At 75.1% G+C, this 25,599-nt stretch carries 26 protein-coding genes; 17 read left to right on the forward strand and 9 right to left on the reverse strand.

The window, feature by feature from the left end; translation table 11 throughout:
• The 8 genes from O2W14_RS07825 to O2W14_RS07860 all read left to right on the forward strand — a co-directional run bounded on the left by O2W14_RS07825 (position 1) and on the right by O2W14_RS07860 (position 7,044).
• On the forward strand, positions 1 to 798 hold the full coding sequence (locus O2W14_RS07825) for an HpcH/HpaI aldolase family protein (RefSeq protein ID WP_269175505.1): 798 nt from the start codon (positions 1 to 3) through the stop codon (positions 796 to 798).
• On the forward strand, positions 798 to 1,976 hold the full coding sequence (locus tag O2W14_RS07830; protein WP_269175506.1) for a sialidase family protein: 1,179 nt from the start codon (positions 798 to 800) through the stop codon (positions 1,974 to 1,976). The genes O2W14_RS07825 and O2W14_RS07830 overlap by 1 nt, the downstream gene beginning before the upstream one ends.
• Positions 1,973 to 2,644: an SDR family NAD(P)-dependent oxidoreductase gene (locus O2W14_RS07835; RefSeq protein WP_269175507.1), complete on the forward strand. Its 672-nt coding sequence runs from the start codon at positions 1,973 to 1,975 to the stop codon at positions 2,642 to 2,644. Before O2W14_RS07830 ends, O2W14_RS07835 begins: the two co-directional genes overlap by 4 nt.
• A gap of 123 nt (positions 2,645 to 2,767) precedes the next feature.
• Entirely contained in the window at positions 2,768 to 3,154 is a 387-nt protein-coding gene (locus O2W14_RS07840; RefSeq protein ID WP_269175508.1) for a response regulator transcription factor, read from the forward strand.
• Positions 3,151 to 4,596, forward strand: coding sequence for a sensor histidine kinase (locus O2W14_RS07845; RefSeq protein WP_269175509.1), 1,446 nt, complete (start codon positions 3,151 to 3,153; stop codon positions 4,594 to 4,596). The genes O2W14_RS07840 and O2W14_RS07845 overlap by 4 nt, the downstream gene beginning before the upstream one ends.
• A gap of 181 nt (positions 4,597 to 4,777) precedes the next feature.
• Positions 4,778 to 5,395, forward strand: a complete 618-nt coding sequence (locus tag O2W14_RS07850; protein WP_269175510.1) for a TasA family protein — start codon at positions 4,778 to 4,780, stop codon at positions 5,393 to 5,395.
• Positions 5,396 to 5,444: 49 nt separating this feature from the next.
• Entirely contained in the window at positions 5,445 to 6,080 is a 636-nt protein-coding gene (locus O2W14_RS07855) for a signal peptidase I (protein ID WP_269175511.1), read from the forward strand.
• 88 nt (positions 6,081 to 6,168) lie between these two features.
• On the forward strand, positions 6,169 to 7,044 hold the full coding sequence (locus tag O2W14_RS07860; protein WP_269175512.1) for a response regulator: 876 nt from the start codon (positions 6,169 to 6,171) through the stop codon (positions 7,042 to 7,044).
• Between the two features lie 92 nt (positions 7,045 to 7,136).
• On the opposite strand, the gene O2W14_RS07865 is transcribed toward O2W14_RS07860, so the two are convergent.
• The 4 genes from O2W14_RS07865 to O2W14_RS07880 form a co-directional block, all read right to left on the reverse strand.
• Positions 7,137 to 7,841, reverse strand: coding sequence for a response regulator transcription factor (locus tag O2W14_RS07865; RefSeq protein ID WP_269175513.1), 705 nt, complete (start codon positions 7,839 to 7,841; stop codon positions 7,137 to 7,139).
• A gap of 256 nt (positions 7,842 to 8,097) precedes the next feature.
• On the reverse strand, positions 8,098 to 9,276 hold the full coding sequence (locus O2W14_RS07870) for an acyl-CoA dehydrogenase family protein (RefSeq protein WP_269175514.1): 1,179 nt from the start codon (positions 9,274 to 9,276) through the stop codon (positions 8,098 to 8,100).
• 116 nt (positions 9,277 to 9,392) lie between these two features.
• Positions 9,393 to 10,175, reverse strand: coding sequence for an isocitrate lyase/PEP mutase family protein (locus O2W14_RS07875; protein WP_269175515.1), 783 nt, complete (start codon positions 10,173 to 10,175; stop codon positions 9,393 to 9,395).
• Positions 10,176 to 10,251: 76 nt separating this feature from the next.
• A complete protein-coding gene (locus O2W14_RS07880) occupies positions 10,252 to 10,446 on the reverse strand; it encodes a hypothetical protein (RefSeq protein WP_269175516.1) in 195 nt (64 codons plus the stop codon).
• A gap of 67 nt (positions 10,447 to 10,513) precedes the next feature.
• Between O2W14_RS07880 and purT the strand changes: the two genes are divergently transcribed.
• Positions 10,514 to 11,704, forward strand: coding sequence for a formate-dependent phosphoribosylglycinamide formyltransferase (purT, locus tag O2W14_RS07885; protein WP_269175517.1), 1,191 nt, complete (start codon positions 10,514 to 10,516; stop codon positions 11,702 to 11,704).
• A gap of 90 nt (positions 11,705 to 11,794) precedes the next feature.
• The gene (locus O2W14_RS07890) at positions 11,795 to 13,042 is read left to right on the forward strand and encodes a DUF2786 domain-containing protein (RefSeq protein WP_269175518.1); all 1,248 of its coding nucleotides are present in this window, start codon (positions 11,795 to 11,797) and stop codon (positions 13,040 to 13,042) included.
• 69 nt (positions 13,043 to 13,111) lie between these two features.
• Here the strand turns inward: O2W14_RS07890 and O2W14_RS07895 are convergent, their stop codons facing one another.
• Both O2W14_RS07895 and O2W14_RS07900 read right to left on the reverse strand, forming a co-directional pair.
• Positions 13,112 to 13,294, reverse strand: coding sequence for a hypothetical protein (locus O2W14_RS07895; protein ID WP_269175519.1), 183 nt, complete (start codon positions 13,292 to 13,294; stop codon positions 13,112 to 13,114).
• A 102-nt stretch (positions 13,295 to 13,396) separates the two neighbouring features.
• Positions 13,397 to 13,990 (reverse strand): TetR/AcrR family transcriptional regulator, encoded by a 594-nt coding sequence (locus tag O2W14_RS07900; protein WP_269175520.1) that lies wholly within the window; start codon positions 13,988 to 13,990, stop codon positions 13,397 to 13,399.
• 79 nt (positions 13,991 to 14,069) lie between these two features.
• Between O2W14_RS07900 and O2W14_RS07905 the strand changes: the two genes are divergently transcribed.
• Positions 14,070 to 15,611 carry an MFS transporter gene (locus tag O2W14_RS07905; protein WP_269175521.1) on the forward strand — a complete coding sequence of 514 codons (1,542 nt, stop codon included), beginning with the start codon at positions 14,070 to 14,072 and terminating at the stop codon, positions 15,609 to 15,611.
• Positions 15,612 to 15,674: 63 nt separating this feature from the next.
• Here O2W14_RS07905 and O2W14_RS07910 read toward each other — a convergent pair whose 3' ends face one another.
• Positions 15,675 to 17,312: an APC family permease gene (locus O2W14_RS07910; protein ID WP_269175522.1), complete on the reverse strand. Its 1,638-nt coding sequence runs from the start codon at positions 17,310 to 17,312 to the stop codon at positions 15,675 to 15,677.
• 252 nt (positions 17,313 to 17,564) lie between these two features.
• Between O2W14_RS07910 and O2W14_RS07915 the strand changes: the two genes are divergently transcribed.
• The 5 genes from O2W14_RS07915 (at position 17,565) to O2W14_RS07935 (ending at position 24,254) form a co-directional block, all read left to right on the forward strand.
• Positions 17,565 to 19,073, forward strand: a complete 1,509-nt coding sequence (locus O2W14_RS07915; RefSeq protein ID WP_269175523.1) for an MFS transporter — start codon at positions 17,565 to 17,567, stop codon at positions 19,071 to 19,073.
• 149 nt (positions 19,074 to 19,222) lie between these two features.
• On the forward strand, positions 19,223 to 21,328 hold the full coding sequence (locus O2W14_RS07920; protein ID WP_442928830.1) for a SpoIIE family protein phosphatase: 2,106 nt from the start codon (positions 19,223 to 19,225) through the stop codon (positions 21,326 to 21,328).
• A gap of 119 nt (positions 21,329 to 21,447) precedes the next feature.
• The gene (locus O2W14_RS07925; protein ID WP_269175524.1) at positions 21,448 to 22,410 is read left to right on the forward strand and encodes a sensor histidine kinase; all 963 of its coding nucleotides are present in this window, start codon (positions 21,448 to 21,450) and stop codon (positions 22,408 to 22,410) included.
• A gap of 24 nt (positions 22,411 to 22,434) precedes the next feature.
• Positions 22,435 to 22,830: a PPOX class F420-dependent oxidoreductase gene (locus O2W14_RS07930; RefSeq protein WP_269175525.1), complete on the forward strand. Its 396-nt coding sequence runs from the start codon at positions 22,435 to 22,437 to the stop codon at positions 22,828 to 22,830.
• Positions 22,831 to 23,081: 251 nt separating this feature from the next.
• Positions 23,082 to 24,254 (forward strand): Cache 3/Cache 2 fusion domain-containing protein, encoded by a 1,173-nt coding sequence (locus O2W14_RS07935; RefSeq protein ID WP_269175526.1) that lies wholly within the window; start codon positions 23,082 to 23,084, stop codon positions 24,252 to 24,254.
• 12 nt (positions 24,255 to 24,266) lie between these two features.
• Here the strand turns inward: O2W14_RS07935 and O2W14_RS07940 are convergent, their stop codons facing one another.
• Both O2W14_RS07940 and O2W14_RS07945 read right to left on the reverse strand, forming a co-directional pair.
• Entirely contained in the window at positions 24,267 to 24,872 is a 606-nt protein-coding gene (locus O2W14_RS07940; RefSeq protein ID WP_269175527.1) for a class I SAM-dependent methyltransferase, read from the reverse strand.
• Between the two features lie 7 nt (positions 24,873 to 24,879).
• The gene (locus O2W14_RS07945; protein ID WP_269175528.1) at positions 24,880 to 25,161 is read right to left on the reverse strand and encodes a LytR C-terminal domain-containing protein; all 282 of its coding nucleotides are present in this window, start codon (positions 25,159 to 25,161) and stop codon (positions 24,880 to 24,882) included.
• Positions 25,162 to 25,168: 7 nt separating this feature from the next.
• Between O2W14_RS07945 and O2W14_RS07950 the strand changes: the two genes are divergently transcribed.
• On the forward strand, positions 25,169 to 25,599 hold a 431-nt coding region (locus O2W14_RS07950), incomplete at its 3' end, for a hypothetical protein (protein ID WP_269175529.1).

Genomic DNA, 25,599 nt, shown 5'->3' on the forward strand with positions numbered 1-25,599 from the left:
TTGTCCCGCCACACCGACCTCGCCGCCCGCATCCGTGCCCGCGAGCGCGTCCTGGGCTACTGGATCGCCCTGGACTCCCCCGTCTCCACCGAGCGCATCGCCCGCAGCGGCTACGACTACCTCGCGCTGGACGCCCAGCACGGGCTGTTCTCCTACGAGGGCATGCTGCGCGGGATCACCGCCGTGGACGCCGGCGGCGCCGCGGTGCCGTGGGTGCGGGTGGAGGCCAACGACCCGACCTACATCGGCAAGGCGCTGGACGCCGGGGCGGGCGGGGTGATCGTCCCGCTGGTCGACGACGCCGCGCAGGCCGCCGCCGCGGTGGCGAGCGCCAAGTACCCGCCCCTGGGACGGCGCAGCTACGGCCCGATGCGCTCGGGTCTGCGGGTGGGCCCCAAGCCCGCCGACAGCAACGAGACCACCCTGGTGTTCGCCATGATCGAGACCCCCGAGGGCCTGGCCAACGTCGCCGAGATCTGCGCGACCCCGGGCCTGGACGGCGTCTACGTCGGCCCCTCGGACCTGTGCATCGCCGTGGGCGGGGCGTTCCCCAACGACCCGGCGGTGGCCGAGGTGTTCGAGGCCGCGCTGGTCACCGTCCGGGAGGCCGCGGCGGCCGCCGGGGTGGCCGCGGGCATCCACACGATGGCGGGCGCGCAGGCGGCCCAGCGGCTGGCCGAGGGCTACACCTTCGCCACGGTCTCCTCGGACCTGACCCATCTGGAGCAGGCCGCCAAGGACCACCTGGCCGCCGCCACCGCCGCCCCGGCGACCACCGGCGACGGGACGGGCTACTGATGACCGCCCCCGAGCTGGTCCGCGACGGCGTGCTCCGCGACCGGGGGCAGGGCCGCCGCGACACGTTCCTGCCGACCACCACCGTGCAGGTCCACGCGGCCAACCTGATGACGCTGCCCGACGGGGGCCTGGGCTGCGTCTGGTTCGGCGGCACCCAGGAGGGCGTCCCGGACATCTCCATCTGGTTCTCCCGGCTCACCGGCGACACCTGGTCCCCGGCCGAGCAGCTCTCCGACGACGGCACCCGCTCCGAGCAGAACCCGGTGCTGTTCCCGACGCCGTCCGGTGAGCTGTGGCTGCTGTGGACCGCGCAGCACGCCGGCGACCAGGACTCCGCCGAGGTGCGCCTGCGGGTGTCGCCGGACTCCGGCCGCACCTGGGGCGAGCCGCGGACGCTGTTCCCGGCCACCGAGCGCGGCGGGGTCTTCGTCCGCCAGCCGGTCGTCGTCCTGCCGTCGGGGCGCTGGCTGCTGCCGGTGTTCTCCTGCGTCACCGTGCCCGGGCAGAAGTGGGTCGGCGACGAGGACACCAGCTCGGTGATGGTCAGCGACGACGCCGGCACCACCTGGCGCGAGGTCGCCGTCCCCGGGTCGACCGGGTGCGTGCACATGGACGTCGTCCCGGTCGAGGGCGGACTGGCCGCGTTCTACCGCAGCCGCTGGGCGGACTGGGTGCACCGCTCGACGTCGACCGACGACGGGGGGACCTGGACCGCACCCGTGCCCACGGAGCTGCCCAACAACAACAGCTCGGTCCAGGTGACGGCGCTGGCCGACGGCCGGCTGGCGATGGTGCTCAACCCGACCCAGGCCGGCCCGGACACCCCGCGGCGACTGTCGCTGTACGACGAGATCGACGACACCGGGCTGGCCGCCGAGCAGTCGCAGGTCACCGAGCAGGCCGACGACGGCCGGCGGCGCGCGTTCTGGGGCACCCCGCGCGCTCCCATGACCCTGGCGCTGTCCGCCGACGGCGGCGTGACCTGGCCGCAGCGCCGGGACGTCGAGACCGGCGACGGGTACTGCCTGAGCAACAACAGCCGGGAGGGGGTGAACCGGGAGCTTTCCTACCCCTCGGTGCACCAGACCGCCGACGGCGCGCTGCACCTGGCCTTCACCTACCACCGCACGGCGATCGAGCACGTGGTGGTCGACCCGTCGTGGGTGACCGGGGCGTGAGGCACGCGCTGGTCACCGGGGTCAGCTCCGGCATCGGGGCCGCCGTCGTCGACCGGCTGCTCGCCGACGGCTGGACCGTCACCGGGCTCAGCCGCACCGAGCCACCGGCCCGGGAGGGGCTGACCTGGCTGGCCGCCGACCTCACCGACCTGGACGCGGTGCCCGCCGCGCTGGCCGGCGTCGGGCCGCTGGACGCGGTGGTGCACGCCGCCGGCGTCCAGCGCTCGGCGCCGCTGGGCCGGCTCTCGGCCGCCGACGGCGAGCTGATGTGGCGGCTGCACGTCGGGGCGGCCACGGCGGTGGTCGACGCCGTCGTCGACCAGGTGGCCGACGGGGGCCGGATCGTGCTGATGGGCAGCCGCACCGCCACAGGGGTGGCCGGGAAGAGCCAGTACGCCGCCACCAAGGCCGCACTGGCGGGGCTGGCCCGCTCGTGGGCGATGGAGCTGGCCGGCCGGCGGGTCACGGTCAACGTGGTGGCCCCCGGCCCCACCGACACCCCGATGCTGGCCGACCCGGGCCGGGCGGCGACCCCACCGCGGACGCCGCCGCTGGGCCGGTTCGTGCAGCCGGGCGAGGTGGCCGGGCTGACCGCCTTCCTGCTCGGCCCCGAGGGCGGCATGGTCACCGGCCAGCACCTGGTCATCTGCGCGGGCGCCTCGCTCTGACCTCGTCCGGGTGAGCCCTCCGCCGCGCCCGCTCCAGCTCCGGCCGTCGTCCGCCGTTCCCCGAGGGGACGGACCCCGTCCCCGACCGGGACGGCGACGCCACGACCAGGAGGAGGGCGCACCGTGGACGCACCCGCGCGCGTGCTGGTGGCCGACGACGAGGAGGACATCCGCCTGCTGGTCACCCTGGCCGTCCGCCGGGCCGGCTGCTCGGTCGTCGCCGCGGTCGCCGACGGCGCGCAGGCCCTGGCCGTGGCCCGGTCCGAGCAGCCCGACCTGGTCGTGCTGGACGTGTCCATGCCCGAGGCGACCGGCCTCCAGGTGTGCGCCGCGCTGCGCGCCGAGCCGCGCACGGCCGGGTGCCGGGTGTTGCTGCTGTCGGCCGGAGCCTCCCCCGACGACGTCGCCCGGGGCCTGGCCGCCGGCGCCGACGCCTACCTCCCCAAGCCGTTCACCGTCGCCGGCCTCGTCGCCCAGGTGCGGCTGCTGACCGCCCGGGACGCGGCGTGACCGCGCTGCTCGACCGGCCCCCCGCGGCGGTGGCAGGTCCCCCGGCCGCGCCCGGCCGCACGGCCCCGGTCGCCCTGGCGGTGCTGGCCCTGGCCGGCGTCGTCCTGCTGCTCACCGGGCCGCCGGTGCCCCTCGCCGTCCTCGGTGCGGGTGCGGTGCTGGTGGCGGTCGGTGAGCTCGCCCGCCGGCTGCACCGGCTGGTCACCGCGGCCGCCGAGTTGGAGGCCCAGCGCCGCGACCTCGTGACCCGCGGCCGGTCGACCGCCGAGGACCTCGAGGTCGCCACCCGGATGATGCGGGCCCGCGCGCAGACGATGACCAGCGTCATCGACGCCGTCACCGAGCAGTCGATCATCGGCACCGACCGCGACGGGCTGGTCCGGGTGTGGAACCCCGGCGCCGAGCGGATGCTCGGGCTGCCCCGCGCCGACGTCGTCCGCGCCCGCACCATCACCGACTTCCACGCCCCCGAGGAGCTCGACGCCGAGGCCGGCGCCGACGACGGGGAGCACGTCGCCCCGGCCGCCCGGTTCGCCGCGCTGGTGCGCACCGCGCGGGAGCACGGCAGCGACGTCCGGGACTGGACCTACCTGACCGCCGACGGCCGCCGGCTCACCGTCTCGGTGGCGATCACCCCGCGCACCGACGACGAGGGCGAGCAGGCCGGCTGGAACTTCGTCGGCACCGACATGACCGAGGCCCGGGAGACCGAGCGGCTCAAGGACCAGTTCGTCAGCCTCATCTCCCACGAGCTGCGCACCCCGCTGGCCTCGATCCTGGGCTACCTCGAACTGGTCGTGGACGACGAGGAGCAGCCGCTCACCGACGAGCAGGCGCAGTACCTGGGCATCGTCGAGCGCAACGCGCAGCGGCTGCTGCGGCTCGTCGGCGACCTGCTGTTCACCGCCCAGGTGGACGCCGGCCGGCTCACCCTCACCCCCGAGGACGTCGACCTGGCCGCGATCGTGCGCGCCGCGGAGGACACCGCCCGGGTGACCGCCGCCGCCCGCGGGGTCGCCGTCGTCGTGGACCTGCCCGCCGAGGGCCTACTCGCCCGCGGTGACGCGCTGCGGCTCGGACAGGCCTGCGACAACCTGGTCTCCAACGCGGTCAAGTTCACCCCGTCCGGCGGTCAGGTCACCCTGCGGCTGCGCCGCGCCTGGCGGGACGCCGCCGGCACGCTCGCCAGCACGGCCGCCCCCGGCTGCTCGCCGGTGGCGCTGCTGTCGGTCAGCGACACCGGCATCGGCATCCCGACCGGGGAGCAGGGCCAGCTGTTCACCAGCTTCTTCCGGGCCTCCACCGCCCGGCGCAACGCCGTCCCCGGGGTCGGGCTCGGCCTGACGATCACCAAGGCCATCACCACCGCGCACGGCGGCACCCTGGACGTCGAGAGCGCCGAGGGCCGCGGCACCACCTTCACCCTCGCCCTCCCGCTGTAGTCCTGGCCCCCCGGCCCCCGTGCAGGGACCCGCCGCGAGCCTGCGAGTGGTGGGGGGCACGGGGGTCCTCCAATTGCGGCTTTCTTGCGGAACGCTGGCGGGTGGCCTGCGGATCGACCTCCAGAGTCATCCCTGTCGCCGGGAACGCCCGCCGACACCGGACTCCCGAGGAGACGCAGCCATGACCGCCGCCACCACCACCGCCACCCGCAGCCGCAACGTCCGCAAGGTCCTCGGCTCGCTGGGTGTCATCGGTGCCGCTGCCGCCGTCGCCGGCATGGGCACCTTCGGCTCCTTCACCGACAGCACCACCCCGCTGGCCGCCTCGGTCACCTCCGGCACCCTCTCGCTCGACCTGGCCGGCCTCAACGAGAACCTGAGCATCTCCGCGGCGAACCTCGTGCCCGGTGACTCGGTGGCCACCCGGTTCAACCTGGAGAACTCCGGCACCGTGGACATGGCCGCGATCGGCCTGGGCGTCACCGCGTCGCCGTCGAGCGTCCTGGACACCGACAAGGTCAACGGCCTCAAGCTGGCCATCGACTCCTGCAGCGTGTCCTGGACCGTCGCCCCCAACAACACCTTCACCTGCGCCGGCACGACCAAGTCCGTGCTCGCACCGACCGCCGCGACGAGCACCACGACGCTGGCCAACCTGAACAGCCTCGCCGCCGGCAAGTCGGACAACCTGGTCGTGAAGCTCTCCCTCCCCGAGGCGGCCGGCAACGAGTTCCAGGGCAAGACCAGCACCCTCTCCCTCGTCTTCACCGGCACCCAGAAGACCGGCACCACCCGCTGACCTGCCGGCCCTGACCGCCCTGACCGCCGCTCCCCCGAGAGGACCTGACATGACCACCGCACTCGCCACGGACTTCGCCCCCGCGTTCCGTCCGGCGCAGCAGCTCACCGGGATGCCGCGGCTCGCCGCCGGCCTCGTGAGGCGCGCGGTCGACCTGGTCCTCCGCTGGACGGTCCGCCTGGTCGTCACCCTCGCCGTCCTGTCCTTCGGCCTGCTGGCCATCGGCCCGCACGTGTTCGGCTACCGGACGATGACGATGCTGACCGGGAGCATGACCGGCACGATCGACGTCGGGGACGTCCAGGTCGTCACGCCGCTGCCGGTGGCCGAGGTCACCGAGGGCATGATCATCGCCTACCACATCCCGATCGACGACCACCACCTCGTCACCCACCGGGTCATCGGCGTGCAGACCGCCGCCGACGGCACCGTCACCGTGCAGACCAAGGGCGATGCCAACACCGCAGCCGACCCGTGGCAGGCCCAGCTCCAGGGCGACACCGCCTACCAGGTCCGCGCCGTCGTGCCCGAGCTCGGCCACGTCGTCCAGGCCCTCCGCTCCCCCGTGCTGAGCCAGGCGCTGGTCTACGGCGCCCCGGCCCTGCTGGCCGGCTGGCTGCTGCTGTCGATCTGGCGCCCCACCGCCCCGGCCGCCGAGCGCCGCACCGAGGACGACGACGCGTGAGCCTCCGCCGCCGCGTCCTGCAGGTCCGCCCCACCACCCACCCCGGCTCCGGCTGGACCCCCACGACCGTCCTGACAGGAGCCCCGACGTGCTGACCGCCCTGGTGATCGACGAGTCCCGTACCGCCCGCGCGCAGGTGACCGGCCTGCTGGAGCTGGCCGGCTGGGGCGTGCACGAGGCCGGTGACGCCGAGGACGCCCGCTGGCTGAACGCCTCGCTCGCCGTCGACCTGGTGGTCACCGCCGCCACCGTCCTGGGCGCCCCCTCCGGCGCCGCCCTGCTGACCGAGCTGCGCACCGCCGGCAGCACCGCCCGCTTCCTGGTCGTCACCCCCGAGCCCACCGCCGAGGTCCGCGCCGCGGCCGCGGCCGCCGGCGCCCTCGCCTGCCTCCCTGCCCCGGTGGACGCCCGGCTGCTGCTGGACCTGCTCGCCCGTCGCGGCACCACCCCACCGACCGCGCTGGTCGACGCCGAGGACCTGCACGACGCCGACCGGGACGACGAGCTCGCCGACCGGCTGCAGGCGATGTACGACGCGGCGCTGCCCGGCCGCTTCTCCGCCATCGACCGCGGCGCCCGCGCCGGGGACCCGCAGGCGCTCGCCGACGCGGCCTTCACCCTGGCCGGGACGTCGGGCCAGCTCGGCCACCCCGACGTCGCCGACGTCTGCCAGGCCATCGCCGCCGACGCCCGGCGCGGCGTCCTGGCGCACTCCCGGGTCTCCGAGCTGGCCGGGCTGGCCGGTGTCGACCGCCGGGTCGCCGACCGCCGCCGGGCGCCCGGCGCCGTCCACGGGGACCGCGGCGAGCCGCGCGGCACCCGGGACCGCCGTCTCGACCAGGCCGACCGGCGGGGCCGGTCCGTGGCCGACCGCTCCACCGGCGCGGCGATGGACGTGCTCGAGCAGGCCGCCGACGCCGCGGCCGGCCGCCTCGCCGCCCGCCGGCACCGCCCCGCCACCTGAGGACCCCCTCACCCCCTGCGAGGGGGCCGGACGACGAAGGGCCCGGTCCCCATGCGGGGGCCGGGCCGTTCGCCGGATGCAGCAGGTGCCGCTCAGGCCACCAGTCGGTAGCCCACTCCGCGCACCGTCTTGATCTCCGGGCTCTGCAGCCCGGCCGCCGTCAACTTCCGGCGGAGGTTGGACATGTGCGCCTCGACGAGGCGCAGGTTGCCCTCCCAGTCCGTCTGCCACACCTCGCGCAGCAGGGTCTCCCGCTGCAGCACCCGGCCGGGCCGGGCGACGAGGGCGGCGAGCAGGTCGAACTCGGTGCGGGTCAGGTCGACGGCGGAACCGTCCACCCGCACCTCACGGCTGTCGGGGTCGACCTCGAGCTCGGCCAGCCGCTGGACGCTGTCCTCCAGCGGGGCGCGCGGCTCGGGGACGGCGACCGTCCGCGGCCGGCGCAGCATGGTCTGCACCCGCGCCACGAGCTCGCGCGGGGAGAAGGGCTTGGCCATGTAGCCGTCCGCGCCGACGGCCAGCCCGATGAGCAGGTCGACCTCCTCGGCGCGCGCGGTGAGCATGAGGACGTAGCAGTCGGTCTCGGCGCGCAGCTGCCGGCAGACCTCGGTGCCGTCGGCGTCGGGGAGCCCCAGGTCCAGCACGACGACGTCCGGCGCCTCGCGGCGCACCTCGGCCAGGCAGGCCGCTCCGGAGACCGCCTCGCGGACGTCCATCCCGGCGCGGCGCAGCACGGTGACGACGAGCTCGCGGATCTCGTCGGTGTCCTCGACCACGAGCACGGACTGACCCGGCACGACCCCTCCTCACGACACGCACGGCACGCCGCGGTGGCGTCCACCGAGGTCATCGTCACCGGCACACCGGATGCCCACCCGGACGCCGGCCCGTTCACCCCAACGGATGACGGACCGCCGCCACCGACCGTGCGCCCACCGGGGTCCCGAGGCCCGCCCGGCCCCGCTCGGCGCACAGTCGACGAAGGACCCCCTCGGCCCCCTCTCAGGGCCCCGCCCTGAGCTCGCGAAGGGTGGGGGGAGAGGGGGTCCTTCTTCAGGCGAAGGCGCTGAGGCCGGTGATCGAGCGGCCGACGATGAGGGTGTTCATCTCCCGGGTGCCCTCGTAGGAGTACAGCGCCTCGGCGTCGGCGAAGAACCGGATGACGTCGTGCTCGAGCACGATCCCGTTGCCGCCGAAGAGCTCCCGCGCCCACGCGACGGTCTCCCGGCACCGGCTGGTGACGTAGCTCTTGGCCAGCGCCGCCTGGTCGTCGCGGAGCAGGCCGTCCTCCTGGAGCTGGGAGAGCCGCACCGTCATGCCCATGCTGGCGGTGACGTTGCCCAGCATCCGGGCCAGCAGGTCCTGGATCAGCTGGAACCCCCCGATCGGCCGGCCGAACTGCTCGCGCTCCTTGGCGTAGCGCACCGCGACCTCGTAGGCGCCGAGCTGGCAGCCCACCCCGGCCCAGGCGACGCCGGCGCGGGTCTCCTTGAGCACCTTGTTGACGTCGCGGAAGCTGTTGCAGTTCTCCAGCTTCGCCGACGCCGGGATGCGGCAGTCGGTGAAGGTGAGGTCGGCGTTCTGCACCGTGCGGAGGGCGAACTTGTGCTCGATCTTGGCGGCGGAGAAGCCGGGCGTGCCCTTCTCCACCAGGAAGCCCTTGACCTGGTCGTCGGCGACGTCGCGGGCGAACACGATCAGGACGTCGGCGAAGGTGCCGTTGCCGATCCAGCGCTTGGCCCCGTCCAGCACCCACTCGTCGCCGTCCCGGCGGGCGGTGGTGCGCATCCCGCGGGCGACGTCGGAACCGCCCAGCGGCTCGGTGAGCCCGAAGGCGCCGATCGTCTCCATGGTGCGCATCGAGGGGACCCAGCGGGCCTGCTGCTCCGCCGAGCCCAGGAGCATCAGCGAGCCCAGCGCCAGGCCGTTGTGGACGCCGAAGAAGGTGGCCATCGACGGGTCGACCCGGGCCAGCTCCATGGCCTGGAAGCCCTCCATGAGCCGGGAGATCCGCGGGCGGCCCTCGTGGTCGTAGGAGCGGCCGACCAGGTCGGCCTCGACGAAGCGCGGGATGAGGTCCATCGGGAACTCCGCAGCGGCCCACGCGGCGTTGACCCGCGGCTTCACCTCGGCGGCGAGGAACTCCCGGAGGGCCACCAGTTCCTTCTGCTCGCTGTCGCTGAGCAGCGACTGGAACGCGAAGAAGTCCGCGGGCAGGTGGTCGGCGGTCATGGCAGGCCCTCTCTCTCGTCATCGTCGACGTCGTGCTCGATGATGACGAAGTTACCCCTCAGTAACAAGAGCCGGCCGGCACGTCCCCGCGTGTCCCGGGGACGTGCCGCGGCGTCCTAGTTGAGCGGCCGGGTGCCCGCCGGCAGGGTGCCCCCGGCGACCATCGCGGTGACGGCGTCCTGGAGCGCGGTGAGCGCCACGCGCTGGGTGTTCGGGCCGGTCGAGACCCGCGCGACGCCCAGCTCCTGCAGCTCGCCGGCCGGCAGGGACCTCCCCGGCACGCTGATCACCGAGAGCTTGCGGGGCCCGAACGCATCGACCAGGGCGGCGACCTCGTCCCGGGCCACGACGCCGGGGACGAACACGACCGGCGCGCCGGCCTCGAGGAACGCCCGCCCCCGGGTGACCGCCTCGGCGAGGACGGCCGAGCGGTCGGCGTCCGGACCTGCCTTCAGGAGGGCGTCGGTGCGGGCGTTGAGCACGAAGTCGATGCCGGCGTCCCGCCCGGCGCGGAGCGCGGCCTCGACGGCGGCGACCGCCTCGTCCAGCGGCTTCATCTGGTCCTCGAGGTTGCCGCCGACGACGCCCACCTCGATCGCCCGCCGGACGGTGTCCCCGGCGTCCCCGTAGCCCGCCTCGAGGTCCATGCTCACCGGCACGTCGACGGCGGCGACGATGCGGCCGACCATGTCCAGGTGCAGCTCGAGGGGGATGTTCTCCCCGTCCGCGTAGCCGAAGGTGGCCGCGATCGAGTGGCTCGCGGTGGCCAGGGCGCGCACGCCCGGCGTGCCGGCGACGACGGTGGCCGACACGACGTCCCAGACGTTGGTCAGGGTCAGGATCTCCGGGGCGGTGTGCAGGTCGAGCAGGGTGCGGGCGCGGGTGGCGAGGTCGGTCATGCCCGCATCATGGCCAACGGCCGGCGCTCACGTCGACCCCGAGCGGGTGCCTCCCGGGGGCCTCCCGCAGCGTGGTTCAGTCGCGGCGGGCGCCTGGCTCCGGCCGGGTCGAGGGCATGCGGAGGGCGGCCACGAGGATGCCGGCGGACGCCGCCCAGAAGGGGTTGTCGAGGACGCCGACCGCCACCAGCAGGAGTCCGGCCAGCAGCCCCAGCGCGGCACCGGCGAACGACCAGACCGTGAGCCGGGAGAGGAACGTCAGCGCGTCCATGCCGACCAGGATGCCGGGTCCGCCGAGACCGGGCAACGGCCCGCGGGACGCTCTCTAGCCTGGTCGCATGGTCTCCCTGGGCACGCCCCTGTCCCCCTCGGCCACCCGCGTGATGCTGCTGGGCAGCGGTGAGCTGGCCAAGGAGGTGCTGATCGCGCTGCAGCGCCTCGGCGTGGAGACCATCGCCGTCGACCGCTACGCCGACGCCCCCGGGCACCAGGTCGCGCACTCCGCCCGCACGATCACCATGAGCGACCCCGCCCAGCTGCGCGCGCTGGTCGAGGCCGAGCGCCCCGACGTCGTCGTCCCGGAGATCGAGGCGATCGCCACCGGCACGCTGGTCGAGCTGGAGGCCGAGGGCGTGCGCGTGGTCCCGACCGCCCGGGCCGCGCAGCTGACCATGGACCGCGAGGGCATCCGCCGGCTCGCCGCCGAGACCCTCGGCCTGCCCACCAGCGCCCACCGCTTCTGCGACTCCCTCGACGAGCTGCGCGCCGCCGCGGCCGAGGTCGGCTTCCCGTGCGTGGTGAAGCCGGTGGTGTCGAGCTCCGGCAAGGGCCAGAGCACGCTCGCCGGCCCGGACGACGTCGAGGCGGCCTGGCAGTACGCGATGGCCGGCGGCCGGGTCACCGGCACCCGGGTGATCGTCGAGGGGTTCGTCGACTTCGACTACGAGATCACCCTGCTGACCGTGCGCTCGGTGCGCGGCGGGGAGACCGTCACCGACTTCTGCGCGCCGGTCGGACACCGCCAGGAGGCCGGCGACTACGTGGAGAGCTGGCAGCCCCAGGCCATGTCGCCGGTCGCCCTGGACCGGGCGCAGGCCATCGCGGCCGCCGTGACGGCCGACCTGGGCGGGCTGGGGCTGTTCGGGGTCGAGCTGTTCGTCCGCGGGGACGAGGTCTGGTTCTCCGAGGTCAGCCCGCGCCCGCACGACACCGGCATGGTCACCATGACCACCCAGTGGCAGGACGAGTTCGAGCTGCACGCCCGCGCCCTGCTCGGCCTGCCGGTCGACACCACGCTGCGCAACCCGGGTGCCTCGGCGGTCGTCTACGGCGGTCTCGACGCGGTCGGGGTCATCTTCGACGGCGTGGACGACGCCCTCGCGCTCCCCGGCGTGGAGCTGCGGCTCTTCGGCAAGCCGGAGAGCTCCACCCGCCGCCGGATGGGCGTGGCCCTGGCCCGCGCGGAGGACGTCGACACCGCGCGTGCCACCGCCCGCGAGGCCGCCGGCCGGGTGCACCCCCGGGCCTGACCCCGCCCGCCGCCGTCCCCAGCCGGGGGCGCCGTCCCCGGTCCGCGCCGGACGCCCCGCGCCGTCCGCGGGGTGGGAGACGATCCCGGCATGCCCCGCGCCGCCCAGGAGGACCCGATCGCCCAGGACCGGACCACCCAGGACCCCGTCCCGCTGCTGCTCGTCGCGGGCTCGCGGCTGGCCGGGCAGCCCGGCGTCCAGGCCGCCGAGCTCGACCCGATCGTGCGCCGGCTCACCGCGCTGGACGGCGGCGTCGACACCGACGGGCACGCCCAGCGCGCGCTGGCGACCCTGCTGCCCTTCCTCTGGGAGGCGGGCTGGCAGCCGGCCGACGTCGTGCACGCCGTGCGCCGGCGCACCAACCAGCGTGCCGGCCGGCTGGCCGCCGCGCTGATCCGGGGCGACGCGGCAGCGGCCGCCGAGCGGGCGCCGGCGGCGTGGACCGCCCAGCTGGCCGGCCTCGAGGGATCGGCGGGCTCGGTGACGGCGTGGTGGCGCGGCGAGGGGGTCGACGCGGCGGCCGGCTGGCGCGACGTGCTGCGCGTGCTCGGCGTCGTACGCGACCTGCCCCCGCTGGAGCAGCTGCTCGCGCCCCCGTCGGCCTGGTCGGCGGACACCCGCGCGGAGGCCGCCCTCGACCCGGGCGCCGACCCGAAGCTGGTGGGCCGGGTGCGCGCCCTGCTGGCCAAGGCGGAGTCGACCGACTTCCCCGAGGAGGCCGAGGCGCTCAGCGCGAAGGCGCAGTCGTTGATGGCGCGGCACCGGATCGACACCGCGGTGCTGGCCCAGCAGCCCGGTGGCGCGTCCTCGTCGGTCGTCGCCCGGCGGCTGCACCTGCAGGACCCGCACGTCGACGCCCGGGCCGCGGTCGTGCAGGCGGTGGGCGCGGCGAACGGCGTGCGCGTGGTGCTGCTGCCGGCCTTCGGCATGGCCACCCTGGTCGGTGCGGCCGACGACCTGGACCTGGTGGAGCTGCTGGTGGCCTCACTGCTGCTGCAGGCCGACCGGGCGCTGGGCGCGGCCGCGCGGGAGGGCGGCGCGCGGGTGCGGTCGACGGCCTACCGCAAGGGCTTCCTCTACGCGTTCGCCCAGCGCATCGGTGAGCGGCTGGAGAGCGCCCGGGAGGCGGCGACCACGGCGGCGATGGCCACCTACGGTCCGGCCCTGCTGCCGGCGCTGGCCGAGCGGGAGCAGGCCGTCGACCGGCTGGTCGGCGAGCTGTTCCCCCGGCTGCGCAAGCGCACCGGCCGGTCCGTGGACGCGGCGGGCTGGCACGCCGGCCGTCAGGCGGCCGACGCGGCCGACCTCGGCACCGGCCAGCGGGCACTCCCCCGCTGACCCGGCCCGGCCCCCGCCCCCAGGCTCACCCCGAGCCTGCGAGGGGTGAGGAGGAAGGGGGTCCTCCCGCTAGAGCAGGACGTCGAGGGAGGCGCCGAGCTCGGCGATGAAGGTCGCCTGGTGGGTCAGGTCGACCGCGGTGGTCAGCCAGCCGGCCACGAACATCAGCTGGTCGGCCGAGGCCTCGTCCAGCGACGCCGTCGCCGCCGCCGTGCCCGCCCTCGCCACTGCACTGCACGCCAAGGTCATCATGACCGGCTCCTCTCGTCGTGGGAGAGGAGTCGGCAGGCCGGCGCCGGAACTGGAGCAGCGACAGCCGATCGGCGCCCGACCACCCCGGAGGGGTGAGACCGGTCAGCGCAGCCCGTCGACCAGCACCTGCAGCAGCGCCTCGTAGGTGGCCCCGGCGTCGGGGGTGAGGACCAGTCCCCCCAGCTCCAAGCTCACCGCGCCGTGCACCGCGTTCCAGATCAGCTGGGCGGTCCCCCGCGGGTCCCCGGGGCGCAGCACGCCCCGGTCCATCCCGTACCGGACCCGGTCGACCAGGGCGGTGAACGCGGCGTCCGCCCGGTCGGCGAGCTCCGCGGTGGGCGCGGCCTGCGAGAGCCCCGGACCGAACATCGCCGCGTAGTGCTGCGGGTGGGCCAGGGCGAACCGGCGGTAGTTGCGCCCGGAGGCCAGCAGCCGGGCGGTGGGGTCGACGTCGGTGTCCTCACCGACGGCGGCGGCGAGGCCGCCGAAGCCGCGGACCAGGACCGCGGCGACCAGCCCGTCCTTGTTGCCGAACCGGTTGTAGACGCCCATCGGGGCCACGCCCGCCTCGGCCGCGACGGCGCGCACGGTCAGCCCGCCCAGCCCGTCGCGCACCAGCACCCGCTCGGCGGCGTCGACCAGCGCCTGCTCCACCGCCCGGCTCGGCGTCCGCCCGCTCGCACTGCCATCCGTCACGACCACATCCTGCCCCGTTGACCTCGCGTAGAACATCGTTCTACATTGATGGCACAACGTTCTACACCAGGAGGCCATCGTGACCGTTCCCGCCACCCCGCCGACCACCCGACGGTGGTGGGTGCTGCTCGCGCTCTGCCTGTCGGTGCTCCTGGTCAGCGTCGACAACACGATCGTCAACGTCGCGCTGCCCACGCTCGGGCGCGAGCTGTCGGCGTCGACCAGCGACCTCCAGTGGGTGGTCGACGGCTACACGCTGGCCTTCGCCGCCCTGCTGCTGCTCGGCGGCGCCCTGGGCGACCGGTTCGGCCGCCGGCGGGTGCTGGAGACCGGACTGGTCCTCTTCGCCGCCACCTCCCTGCTGGCCGCGACGGCCGACACCACCGCCCAGCTCGTGGTCGGCCGCGTCGCGATGGGCGTCAGCGCCGCCGCGATCTACCCGGCGACCCTCGCCCTGCTGGTGTCGACCTTCACCGACCGCCGGGAACGCGCCACGGCGATCGGCATCTGGTCGGCGGTCACCGGCCTGTCGGTCGCGATCGGCCCCGTGAGCGGCGGCCTGCTGCTCGAGCACTTCGCCTGGGGGTCGGTCTTCCTGGTCAACCTGCCGCTGGCCGCGGTCGCCGTCGTCGCCGGCCGGGTGCTGCTCACCGAGTCCGCCGACCCGCGCCCGCGCCGCTTCGACCTGATCGGGGCCGCGGCCTCCATCGCCGGCATCGGGCTGCTGGTGTCCACCACCATCGAGGCGCCGGGCCGGGGCTGGTCCTCCGCCGCGACCGTGGGCGGCTACCTGGCCGCGGCCGCCGCGCTCGCGTTCTTCGTGCGGTGGGAGCTGCGCCGGGAGGCCCCGATGCTCGACGTGCGGCTGTTCACCGACCGGCGGGTCTCGGTGGGCAGCGGCGCCATCGCGCTGGCCTTCTTCAGCCTGTTCGGCTTCATCTTCCTGATCACCCAGTACTTCCAGGCCGTCCGCGGCTACGACACCCTCACCGCCGGGCTGGCCACGCTGCCCTTCGCCCTGGTCATCGCCCCGGTCAGCCCGCTGGCGATCCTGGCGATGCGGGCGGTGGGCACCAAGCTCGTGGTCGCCGCCGGCCTGCTCACCATGGCCGCCGGCTTCGTGGTCGCCGCCGGCAGCACGCTGGAGTCGGCCTACTGGGGCCGCATCGTGGTCTCGATGGTGCTCATGGCCGCCGGCCTCGGCCTGGTCACCGGCCCGGCCACCGAGGCGGTCATGGGCGCGCTGCGCGCCGCGGAGGCCGGTGCCGGCTCGGCGGTGAACGACACCGTCCGCGAGGTCGGCGGCACGCTCGGGGTCGCCGTCGTCGGCTCGGTGCTCAGCACGGTCTACGGCCCGGCGGTCGTCGACGGGCTGACCGGCGCCGGCGCACCGGCCGGGGCCGCCGCCTCGGCCGCGGACTCGGTGTTCGCCGGCCTCGCCGTCGCCGGGTCGCTGCCCGGCGAGGCGGCCCGCGCCGTGCAGCAGTCGTTCCTGGACGGCGTCAGCGCCGGGTCGTGGGTGTGCGCCGCCGTGTCGGCCGCCGGCGCGCTCGTCGTCCTGGCCCTGCTGCCCGCGCAGCACCGCGTGGCCGACCCGGCACTGCAGCTCTCACCCGCATGAGGCCGGCCCCGCTGCAGGGCCCCGCCGCGAGCTCGCGAGTGGTGGGGGCAGCGGGGTCCTCCCTCAGCCGCGGGGGTCGAAGGGCTCCCGGCCCGGCGGCAGGTTGGAGCGGTCGGGGGCGATGACGGTGGCCTCGGTGGAGTCCGGCAGCGCGACGGTCGGCGTCGCCGGGTCCAGCAGCAGGTCGCCGGTGCCGTGCAGCATCGTCTCGCCGCGGAAGAAGGCCGGTGCGGCCACGTTCCAGGCCACCATCAGCAGCAGCCCCAGCAGCAGGGCGCCGATGCCGATCACGAACACCCCGCCCACGCCCTGGAACACGGTCTCGCCGTACTCGGGGTCGGCGTACTCGACGCAGGCCAGCACGAACACCGCGAGCATGAACAGCCCGCCCAGGCCCGGCAGCACGAAGCGCATCAGCACGTCGCGCACCGAGTGCAGCGACCGGCGGAACTCCCAGGCGCAGGCGAAGCCGGTGAGCCCGTAGTAGAAGGCGATGAGCATGCCGGTGGCGGTGATGGAGTCGACCAGCACGTTCTCGCTGACCAGGGTCAGCCCGACGTAGAAGGCGATCGAGACCAGGCCCATCCAGACCGTGGAGACGGTCGGGGTGAAGTACCGCGGGTGGATCCGGGCGAAGCTCTTCGGCAGCGCGCCGTAGGCGGCCATCGACAGCGAGCCACGCGCGGTGGGCAGGATCGTCGTCTGGGTGCAGGCCGCAGCCGAGGTCAGGACCGAGACGATGAGCAGCGCCTCGAAGACCTGGCCCAGCCCGCTGTCGCCGAACACCGTCGGGCCCAGGGCGTTGAACACGTCGTCGGCGTTGGCCTCGTTGCCCAGCCCCAGCCCCTCGCTGCCCACGCCGGCGAAGGCCACGGTGGCGATCGAGACCACGGTGTAGATGCCGACCAGCAGCACCGTGGAGATGATCGCGGCGCGGCCCGGCGAGCGGGTCGGGTTGGCGGTCTCCTCGTTGACCGCGACCGCGGAGTCCCAGCCCCAGTAGATGAAGATCGCCAGCAGCACCGCCTCGGTCATCGCCGTCCAGCTGATCCCCGTGGGCACCAGCCAGGACAGCGACGGCGTCAGCGAGCCCTCCGGCGCGCTCCCGGCGTAGACCTTCACCAGCGCGTAGGCGGCGAAGGCGACGAGGACGACGACCTCGATGGTGAGCAGCACGTTCTGCGTCCGCGCGGTGGGCTCGATGCCCCGGTAGCAGATCCAGGTCATCAGCACGATCCACACGACACCGGCGACGGTGGTCCACAACGCGCTCTCGGCGAGGGAGTCCAGCCCGACCAGCCGGTAGCTGTAGGCGCCGGCGACCTGGGCGAGGTTGGCCATGACGATGACGTCGGCGGCGATGATCCCCCAGCCGCCCATCCAGCCGGTGCGCGGACCGAAGGCCCGGGCGGCCCAGGTGAACGTCGTCCCGCAGTCGGGCTCGCGCTTGTTGAGCTCGGCGTAGGCGACGGCGATCAGCCACATCGGCACGAAGGCCAGCAGCATGATCGCCGGGGCCTTCACCCCGACGGCGATGACCACGAACCCGAGCGTCGCGGCGAGGGCGTAGGCCGGGGCCGTCGAGGAGACGCCGAGGACGATCGAGGAGACCAGCCCGAGAGCCCCCCGCTTCAGGCCCTTGTCGACGGCCTCGCCCTCCACGCGGGGAGGCGCGAGCGGCGCCGGGGACGAAGCGGTCATGCCGGAGCCGTGCGCGCGTTCATGCCACGGTTTATCGCACAGGTGGAGTGCCCGCCGCCGAACGGGGTGCGACCGAGCCGGTCGGACGCCGGGAACAGACCGACACCCGAATTAGTTGCGTGCAGCGAGCAATCACCTGGGGCAGGCTGTGCCCAGGCGTTCGCACGCCGGCGCGACGACGCGCCAGTCCACCCCCCGCTCGTCGATGCCGGAGACCCCGTGTCCCATCCCGCTCCCCCGCCCAGCACGGGCGTGCCCACCACCGGACCCGCCGCCGCGGCCGACGCCAAGGCGGCTGCGGCCGCCCAGGCCGACCACGACCACGGCCGCCGCTGGTGGACCCTGGCCACCCTGGGCCTGGCCCAGCTGATGGTCGTCCTGGACGCCACGATCGTGAACATCGCGCTGCCCAGCGCGCAGGCCGGCCTCGGGTTCTCCGACGCCGACCGCCAGTGGGTCGTCACCGCCTACTCGCTGGCCTTCGGCGGTCTGCTGCTGCTCGGTGGCCGCCTCGCCGACCTCTTCGGCCGCCGCCGCACCCTGCTGATCGGCCTGGTCGGCTTCGCCCTCGCCTCGGCCCTGGGCGGCGCGGCCACCGGCTTCGGGATGCTGGTCGGCGCCCGGGCGCTACAGGGCGCGTTCGGCGCACTGCTGGCCCCCGCCGCGCTGTCGCTGCTGACCATCACGTTCAGCGACCCGAAGGAGCGCGGCAAGGCCTTCGGCATCTTCGGTGCCATCGCCGGCGCCGGGGCGGCCATCGGCCTGCTGCTGGGCGGGGTGCTCACCGAGTTCCTGAGCTGGCGCTGGTGCCTCTACGTCAACGTGCCGATCGCCGTCGTCGCCGGGCTCGGTGCGCTGCGCTTCGTCCGCACGGTGGCTCCGGCACAGGGCGTGAAGCTGGACGTCCCCGGCGTCGTCACCGCCGTCCTCGGTCTGTCGGGCCTGGTCTACGCCTTCGCCCGCGCCGAGCAGGAGGGCTGGTCGGACCCGGTCACGATGACCCTGATCGTCGTCTCGGTGCTGCTGCTGGTGGCCTTCGTGCTCATCCAGCAGCGGGTGGCCCACCCGCTGCTGCCGCTGCGGGTCGTGCTGGACCGGCGCCGCGGCGGCGCCTACCTCGCGATCGGGCTCGCCGCGATCGGCATGTTCGCCGTCTTCCTCTTCCTCACCTACTACCTGCAGCGGACGTTGGAGTTCAGCCCGCTGCGGAGCGGGTTCGCCTTCCTGCCCTTCGTCGCCGGCATCATCACCAGCTCCACGGTGGTCGTGCCCCGGCTGCTGCCGAGGATCGGCCCGCGCCTGCTGATCACCACCGGCCAGCTCCTGGGCGCGGTCGGGCTGCTGTACCTCTGGCGCCTGCAGGCCGACAGCGGCTACCTGGTCCACGTCCTGCCGGCCCTGTTCGTGATGGGCCTGGGCATGGGCCTGATCTTCGCCTCGTGCTTCAACACCGCGACCTCCGGCACGCAGCCGTCGGACGCGGGGGTGGCCTCGGCGCTGGTCAACACCGGCCAGCAGGTCGGCGGCGCCCTGGGCACCGCGCTGCTCAACACCATCGCCGCCACGGTCACCGCCTCCTACGTGCGGGCCAACGGCCAGACCCCGGCAGTGCTGGCCGAGGCCGCGGTCGCCGGTGAGACCCGGGCGTTCCTGGTCTCGGCCGGGGTGTTCCTGCTCGGCGCCGTGCTCAGCCTGCTGGTCATCCCCAGCGGCCCGAACCCGGTCAGCCACCGTGGCGCGCCGGTGCCGGCCGGCCACTGAGCGAGACCGTCGTCCCCGGCCGCCGGCACCCCGGCGGCCGGGGACGACGCCCGCCCACCCCACCCCGGCGGGCGCGACCCGACCCGGGTCGACGACACTGTGCAAGGAGATGTGACCCTCCGGCGCGAGCCGGCCGAACGCGTGGAGTGATGGCCGTGGTGGAGCCGACGGACGTCGGCGGCCTCGAGGGGACCGACCTCGAGGGCGCGCGGGTCCGGGCACAGCTCGCGGTCGACGCAGCCGGCATCGGCACCTTCGACTGGGACCTGCGCACCGGCCGGCTGCTGTGGGACGAGCGGCTGATCGCCCTGTTCGGCTACGAGGTGAGCACGTTCGGCCGCAGCATCGACGCCTTCAACGCCCGCCTGCACCCCGACGACCTGCCCCGGGTCACCGACGCGCTGCAGGGGGCGGTCGACTCCGTCGGCGACTACGAGGCCGACTACCGCATCGTGCTGCCCGACGGCACCACCCGCTGGGTGTCGGCGCGCGGCCGGGCGCTGCCCGGTGCGGACGGCACGTCGGTCCGGGTCATCGGCGTGGCCTACGACGTCACGGCCGAGGTCGCCGACGAGGCCCGCGTGGCCCGCGTCCTGGAGGCGATGCCGGCCGGCTTCTACTCGCTGGACCACGACTGGCGGTTCGTGCACGTCAACGCCCACGCCGAGCGGCTCCTGGGCCGCAGCCGCGACGAGCTGCTCGGCCAGGAGATCTGGTCGGCGTTCCCGGCGACGGTCGACGGCGTCTTCGAGGAGAGCTACCGGGCCGCGGTCGCCAGCGGTGAACCGGTCTCCTTCGACGCCTACTACCCGGCCCCCCTCGACGGCTGGTACGAGCTGCGTGCCTGGCCCACCCCCGACGGGCTGTCGGTCTACTTCATCGAGGTCACCGAGCGCCGCCGCGCCCAGGAGCGGGCCGAGACGGCCACCCGCCGGCTCACGTTGCTGGCCCAGGTCAGCGCGGAGCTGGCCGGCACCCTGGACGTGCAGGCGGCCACCACCCGGCTGCCCCGACTGGTCGTGCCGGCGCTGGCCGACTACTGCATCCTCACCGTGATCGACGACGACGGGCAGCCCCGCGACATCGGCAGCTGGCACCGCGACCCGGCCAGCCGGGTCCTGCTGGAGCGGTACGCCGAGGTGCGGCTGGACGCCATGCCGATGACCGCCCCGGTGGGCCGTGCGCTGCACTCCAACGAGGCGGTCACGTTCTCCGGTGACGACGTCCTGCAGCTGCTCCCGCCCGGCCGGGCCCGGGAGCTGCTCACCCTGCTGGCGCCGGAGACCGAGGTCGCGCTGCCGCTGCGTGCCCGCGGCCGGACGCTCGGGCTGCTGACGCTGTTCTTCTCCGCCGGCCACGTGCCCACCCCCGAGGACGTCTCCGTCGCCCAGGACGTCGCCGACCGGGCCGGGCTGGCCTGGGACAACGCGCGGTTGTTCGGCCAGCAGCAGCAGATGGCCGAGACGTTGCAGCGCAGCATGCTCACCGAGCCGCCGGAGCCCGACCACGCCGAGATCGTGGTCCGCTACCTGCCGGCCGCCGAGGCGGCCCGGGTGGGCGGTGACTGGTACGACGCGTTCCTGCAGCCCAACGGCGCGACCATGCTGGTCATCGGGGACGTCGTCGGCCACGACACCGCAGCCGCCGCCGCGATGGGCCAGGTCCGCAGCCTGCTGCGCGGGATCGCCGCCTACAGCGACGCCGGCCCCTGCGAGGTGCTGCGCGGGCTGGACTCGGCGATGTCGGTCCTGCAGCTGGACACCCTGGCCACCGCCGCCATCGCCCGGTTCGAGCAGACCCTCGACGAGCGTGCGCGCGGCGTCACCCGGATGGTGTGGGCCAACGCCGGGCACCTGCCGCCGCTGGCGCTGAACCCCGACGGCAGCGTCGCGGTCCTGGCCGACTGGAAGGCCGACCTGCTGCTCGGGGTCGACTCGTCGGTGACCCGCACCGAGAACGTCGTCACCCTCGACCGCGGCACCACGGTGCTGCTCTACACCGACGGCCTCATCGAGCGCCGGGACGCCGACCTGGACACCGGTCTGCAGCGGCTGCGCACCGCGCTGTCGGAGCTGGCCGAGCTCCCGCTGCAGCAGCTGTGCGACGAGCTGATCGACCGGCTGGTCGACGGCAAGCCCGAGGACGACGTCGCCCTGGTGGCCGTGCGGCTGCACCGGCAGGACCGCCCGCGCCCGCCCGAGGCCGGTCCGAACCGGGTGCCCGACGGGGTGCCCGCCGACCCGGGCGCCCCGTGAACCCGGCGGACCGGACCGGGGCCGACCCCACCTCGACCAGCGACCCGGGACGGCTCGGCCTACCGTGGACGGGGCGCCCCGGCACAGGTCGGACCACATCGACCGGAGGGAGCTCCCCCGTGCCCGCGACGACGACCGAGCCGCCTCTCGACGGCCACGTCCACGAGCTGCTGGTGCACGACTCGCCCGAGGAGCTCCTGGCGGTCGCCGTCCCGTTCCTGCGGGCCGGGCTGGAGGCCGGTGAGTCCGCGGTCATCGCCACCGGCGACGCCTCCGGTGCCCTGCTCCGGGAGGCCCTGGGCGACGACGAGCGGGTGGTCGTCATCCCGCGCAGCGAGGTCTACCGGATCCGCACGCCCACCGCGCTCACCGCCGTGCGGCGGCTGGTCGACCAGCAGCTGACCGCCGGCAGCACGCGGGTGCGCGTGCTCGGCGAGACCGACTTCGGGCGGACGCCGCGCGACTGGCTGGAGTGGCAGCGCTACGAGGCCGTGGTGAACGAGGCCTTCCGGCCGCTGCCGCTGTGGGGGCTCTGCGCCTACGACACCACCGTGCTGCCCGACGAGCTCATCACCACCGGCCTGCAGACCCACCCCTTCGTGCACACCGCGACCGGGCGTCAGGTCAACCCCGACTTCGTCGAGCCCGCTGGCTTCCTGCGGTCGCTGCCGGTGCCCGACGAGCCGCTGGAGGGCACCGCGCCGCTGCTGCGCGTCGACGACGTCCGCGAGTTCAGCGGGCTGCGCCGCGCCGTCGCCCGGGTGCTCGCCGACCTGGGCGGTGACCCCGACCTGCTCGAGGACCTGCACCTGGCCATCGACGAGATGAGCTCCAACGCGGTGCGGCACGGCGGCCCGCCGGTCACCCTGCGGCTCTGGGCCGGCGCGGACCGCGTGGTCTGCCGGATCAGCGACGGCGGCACGGGCATGGACTCACCGTTCGCCGGTTACGGCCCGGCCCACGGGGAGGACCTCTCCCGCGGCGGGATGGGTCTGTGGCTGGCCCGCCAGCTGTGCGACCACGTCGACGTCATCGACGAGGGCGCCGGGCTGACCGTGCGCCTGACGACGTCCCTGCACTGACCCGACCGCGACCGAGAGGCACCCGTGGACCTGCCCGAGCGGCTGCTCGCCCTGCTGCACCGCCCCAGTCCCTGCTTCCTCGCCACCACGATGCCCGACGGGTCGCCGCAGCTGACCCAGACCTGGGTCGACACCGACGGCACGCACGTGCTGGTCAACACCGTGGCCGGGTTCCAGAAGGTGCGGAACATGGAGCGCGACCCGCGGGTGGCGCTCAACGTCGCCGACCCCGACGACGTGTCCAGCTACTACGCGGTGCGCGGCCGGGTCGTCGAGATCACCCGCGACGGGGCCGCGGAGCACATCGACCGGCTGGCGCAGAAGTACCTCGGCGGCCCCTACCCCTGGTACGGCGGCCGCGACCAGGTCCGGCTGACCGTCCGCATCGCCGCCGACCGGATCAGCTCACCGCAGGGCTGACCGGTGCGTCCGGGGCTGCTGTGGGCCATGTGATCAACGCGGCGCGTCACGGCGCGCTTTCCGGTGCTCGATCGTCCGGCCCCTAGCATCGTGCCGCGTACTGCTGCCCGACCGGTCGGACCCGACCGTCCCGTGGCACGGGGGACGGTGCGCATCCGGAGGAGGAACGAGTCGTGGGCTGGTCGACCAGAGGCACCACCGCCGTGGCCGCGGCAGGCACGACCGCCGTCCCGCCGCCGGCAGCACCACCCGTGCCCCGTCCGCGCCGCAAGGTCGAGCAGGACGCCAGCCTCGAGCACGCCGCCCAGCAGGCCGGAGTGCTGACCCAGGCCAGCCGGGAGGTCTCCGACACCTCCCAGCAGGCCGCCGAGTCGCTGACCGAGCTGCGGTCGGCGATCACCGACATCTCCACCAGCACCCACCGTGCCTCCACGATCGCCGAGGACGCGGTGCGGGACGCCCGTGCCGTCGACGAGCGGATCGCCGCCCTCCAGGAGGCCAGCGAGTCGATCACCGAGATGGTGCGGTTGATCTCCGCGATCAGCCAGCAGAGCCGGTTCCTCGCGCTCAACGCCTACGTCGAGGCCGCCCGCGCCGGGGACGTCGGCCGCGGGTTCGCCGTCGTCGCCGACGAGGTCAAGCAGCTGGCCAGCCGCACCGCCCAGGCCGCCGAGGACATCGGCGCGCAGATCGAGGCCGTGCAGTCCGAGACCCGCCAGGCGGTCAGCGCCATCCAGCGGATCAGCGGCACGCTCGGCTCGATCGCCGAGGCCCAGGACGCCATCGCCGCCGCCGTCGAGCAGCAGCGGGCCGCCACCGACCGGGTCGTGGACAACGTCGACCGGGCGGCCAGCGGCTCGGCCCGGATCAGCCGGGCGGTGGCCGAGCTGGCCGACAGCCAGCGGCTGGCCTACGTGCGCCGCGCGCTGACCCTTGCCCAGGACCTGCTCGAGGACGCCGGCGGCCTCTCCCTCGGCGCGGGCACCCGCTCGACGACCGTCACCGACCAGGCGACCTCGACCGGCCACCAGGTGGACCTGCCCGAGCTGGTGCTCGGCGGGACACCGCTGACCTGGGTCGACGACCCCCGCCGGCCCGCGCCGCTGGTGGACGACGTGGTGGCGCAGATGGGCGGCACCTGCACGCTCTTCCAGCGACTGGACGACGCCGGGGCCATGGTGCGCGCGGCCACCACCGTGGTCACCGCCGCGGGCCGGCGCAACATCGGGACCTACATCGCCCCGGTCAACGTCGACGGCACCCGCAACCCGGTGCTCGCCGCCGTGCTGGCCGGCCGGCTCTACACCGGGCCGGCGACCGTGGCCGGCAAGCCGTACTTCACCGCCTACGCCGGTGTGCACGCCCCCGACGGCACGCTGGTCGGCATGCTCTACGTCGGGCTGCCGACCGAGTCGCTGGGCTGAGCCGGCGGGCCGTCACTGCCGGACGGCGAGCACCAGCCAGCGGTCCTCGGCGTCGTCGACCAGTGTCGTCGTCCAGCCCGCGCGGCTGAGCAGGGCGCTGATCCGCGGCTGACCGCGTACGTCGTCCGGTCGCAGTTCGTGGCCGTGCCGGCGGGCCAGCGCCACGCGGCCGACCGGGGAGAACAGCGCCAGCCGCGCTCCGTGGGCGGCGACCCGGCCCAGCTCGCGCAGCCCGGCCTCCGGCTCGGCCAGGTGCGACACCAGGCCGGCGGCCAGGACGGCGTCGAAGGCGCCCGTGGCGAACGGCAGCGCGTGGACGTCGCCGCGCACCAGCCCGGCGATCTCTGCGCGCCCCCGGCCGGTGGCCTCGGTGAGCATCTCCGCGGTCAGGTCGACCCCGACCACGGTGCCGGCCGGGCCGGTCGCCGCCCGCAGCACCGGCAGCGCCCGACCGGTGCCGCAGGCGGCGTCCAGGACGGTGTCGCCGGGGTGCACCCCGAGCTCGGCGACCGCGCGGGCGAAGCGGGGCCCGTCGTCGGGGAACCGCTCCTCCCACCCGGCGGCCCGGACCGCGAAGAACGCCCGGGTGTCCCGGGCGCCGTCGTCCGGGCCGCTCACGGCGGGCTCAGCAGGGCAGGCCGGTGAACGCCCGGAACGCCTCGACCAGTGCAGCGGAGTCGTCCGCGCCGAGCACGACGGTCACGTGCTCACCGGCACCGGCCCGCAGCCGGTCGGCCTCACCCAGCACCGCGGCCAGCCGCTCGGCCCGCGCCCGGTCGGCCTCGGCGAACTCAATGCCGGAGACGGCGGCCTCACCGGCGGTCACGGTGCCGACGGTCAGCCCGCCGTCCCGCAGCGCCTGCGCGACCTCCTCGGCCAGCACCGGGTCCCCGGTCCCGTCGAGCACGTCGACGGTGGTGGCCGCGGCCGGCTCGCAGGAGTCGGTCGGCGGGGCCGGCGGCTCCGTCGTGGGCGGCGCGACGGGCGGCGTCGAGGTGGCGGGCGGCTCGGTCGTCGGAGGCGCCGAACTGGCGGGCGGCTCTGTCGTGGGAGCGGGCTCCGTCGTCGGCGCGGGCTCCGTCGTCGGCGCGGGCTCCGTCGTCGGCGCGGGCTCCGTCGTCGGCGCGGGCTCCGTCGTCGGCGCGGGCTCCGTCGTCGGCGCGGGCTCCGTCGTCGGCGCGGGCTCCGTCGTCGGCGCGGGCTCCGTCGTCGGCGCGGGCTCCGTCGTCGGCGCGGGCTCCGTCGTCGGCGCGGGCTCCGTCGTCGGCGCGGGCTCCGTCGTCGGCGCGGGCTCCGTCGTCGGCGCGGGCTCCGTCGTCGGCGCGGGCTCCGTCGTCGGCGCGGG

Origin of the sequence: Modestobacter sp. VKM Ac-2986 (assembly GCF_026967795.1) — a bacterium.
In the GTDB taxonomy this organism is placed as follows: Bacteria; Actinomycetota; Actinomycetes; order Mycobacteriales; family Geodermatophilaceae; genus Modestobacter.

Bases quoted from the DNA above. Each gene is read 5' to 3' on its own strand.
- O2W14_RS07920 (WP_442928830.1), top strand. From the start codon at position 19,223: ATGGCCGTGGTGGAGCCGACGGACGTCGGCGGCCTCGAGGGGACCGAC.
- O2W14_RS07910 (WP_269175522.1), bottom strand. From the start codon at position 17,312: ATGACCGCTTCGTCCCCGGCGCCGCTCGCGCCTCCCCGCGTGGAGGGC.
- O2W14_RS07830 (WP_269175506.1), top strand. From the start codon at position 798: ATGACCGCCCCCGAGCTGGTCCGCGACGGCGTGCTCCGCGACCGGGGG.
- purT (WP_269175517.1), top strand. From the start codon at position 10,514: ATGGTCTCCCTGGGCACGCCCCTGTCCCCCTCGGCCACCCGCGTGATG.
- O2W14_RS07870 (WP_269175514.1), bottom strand. From the start codon at position 9,276: ATGACCGCCGACCACCTGCCCGCGGACTTCTTCGCGTTCCAGTCGCTG.
- O2W14_RS07850 (WP_269175510.1), top strand. From the start codon at position 4,778: ATGACCGCCGCCACCACCACCGCCACCCGCAGCCGCAACGTCCGCAAG.
- O2W14_RS07890 (WP_269175518.1), top strand. From the start codon at position 11,795: ATGCCCCGCGCCGCCCAGGAGGACCCGATCGCCCAGGACCGGACCACC.
- O2W14_RS07855 (WP_269175511.1), top strand. From the start codon at position 5,445: ATGACCACCGCACTCGCCACGGACTTCGCCCCCGCGTTCCGTCCGGCG.
- O2W14_RS07880 (WP_269175516.1), bottom strand. From the start codon at position 10,446: ATGGACGCGCTGACGTTCCTCTCCCGGCTCACGGTCTGGTCGTTCGCC.
- O2W14_RS07895 (WP_269175519.1), bottom strand. From the start codon at position 13,294: ATGATGACCTTGGCGTGCAGTGCAGTGGCGAGGGCGGGCACGGCGGCG.
- O2W14_RS07875 (WP_269175515.1), bottom strand. From the start codon at position 10,175: ATGACCGACCTCGCCACCCGCGCCCGCACCCTGCTCGACCTGCACACC.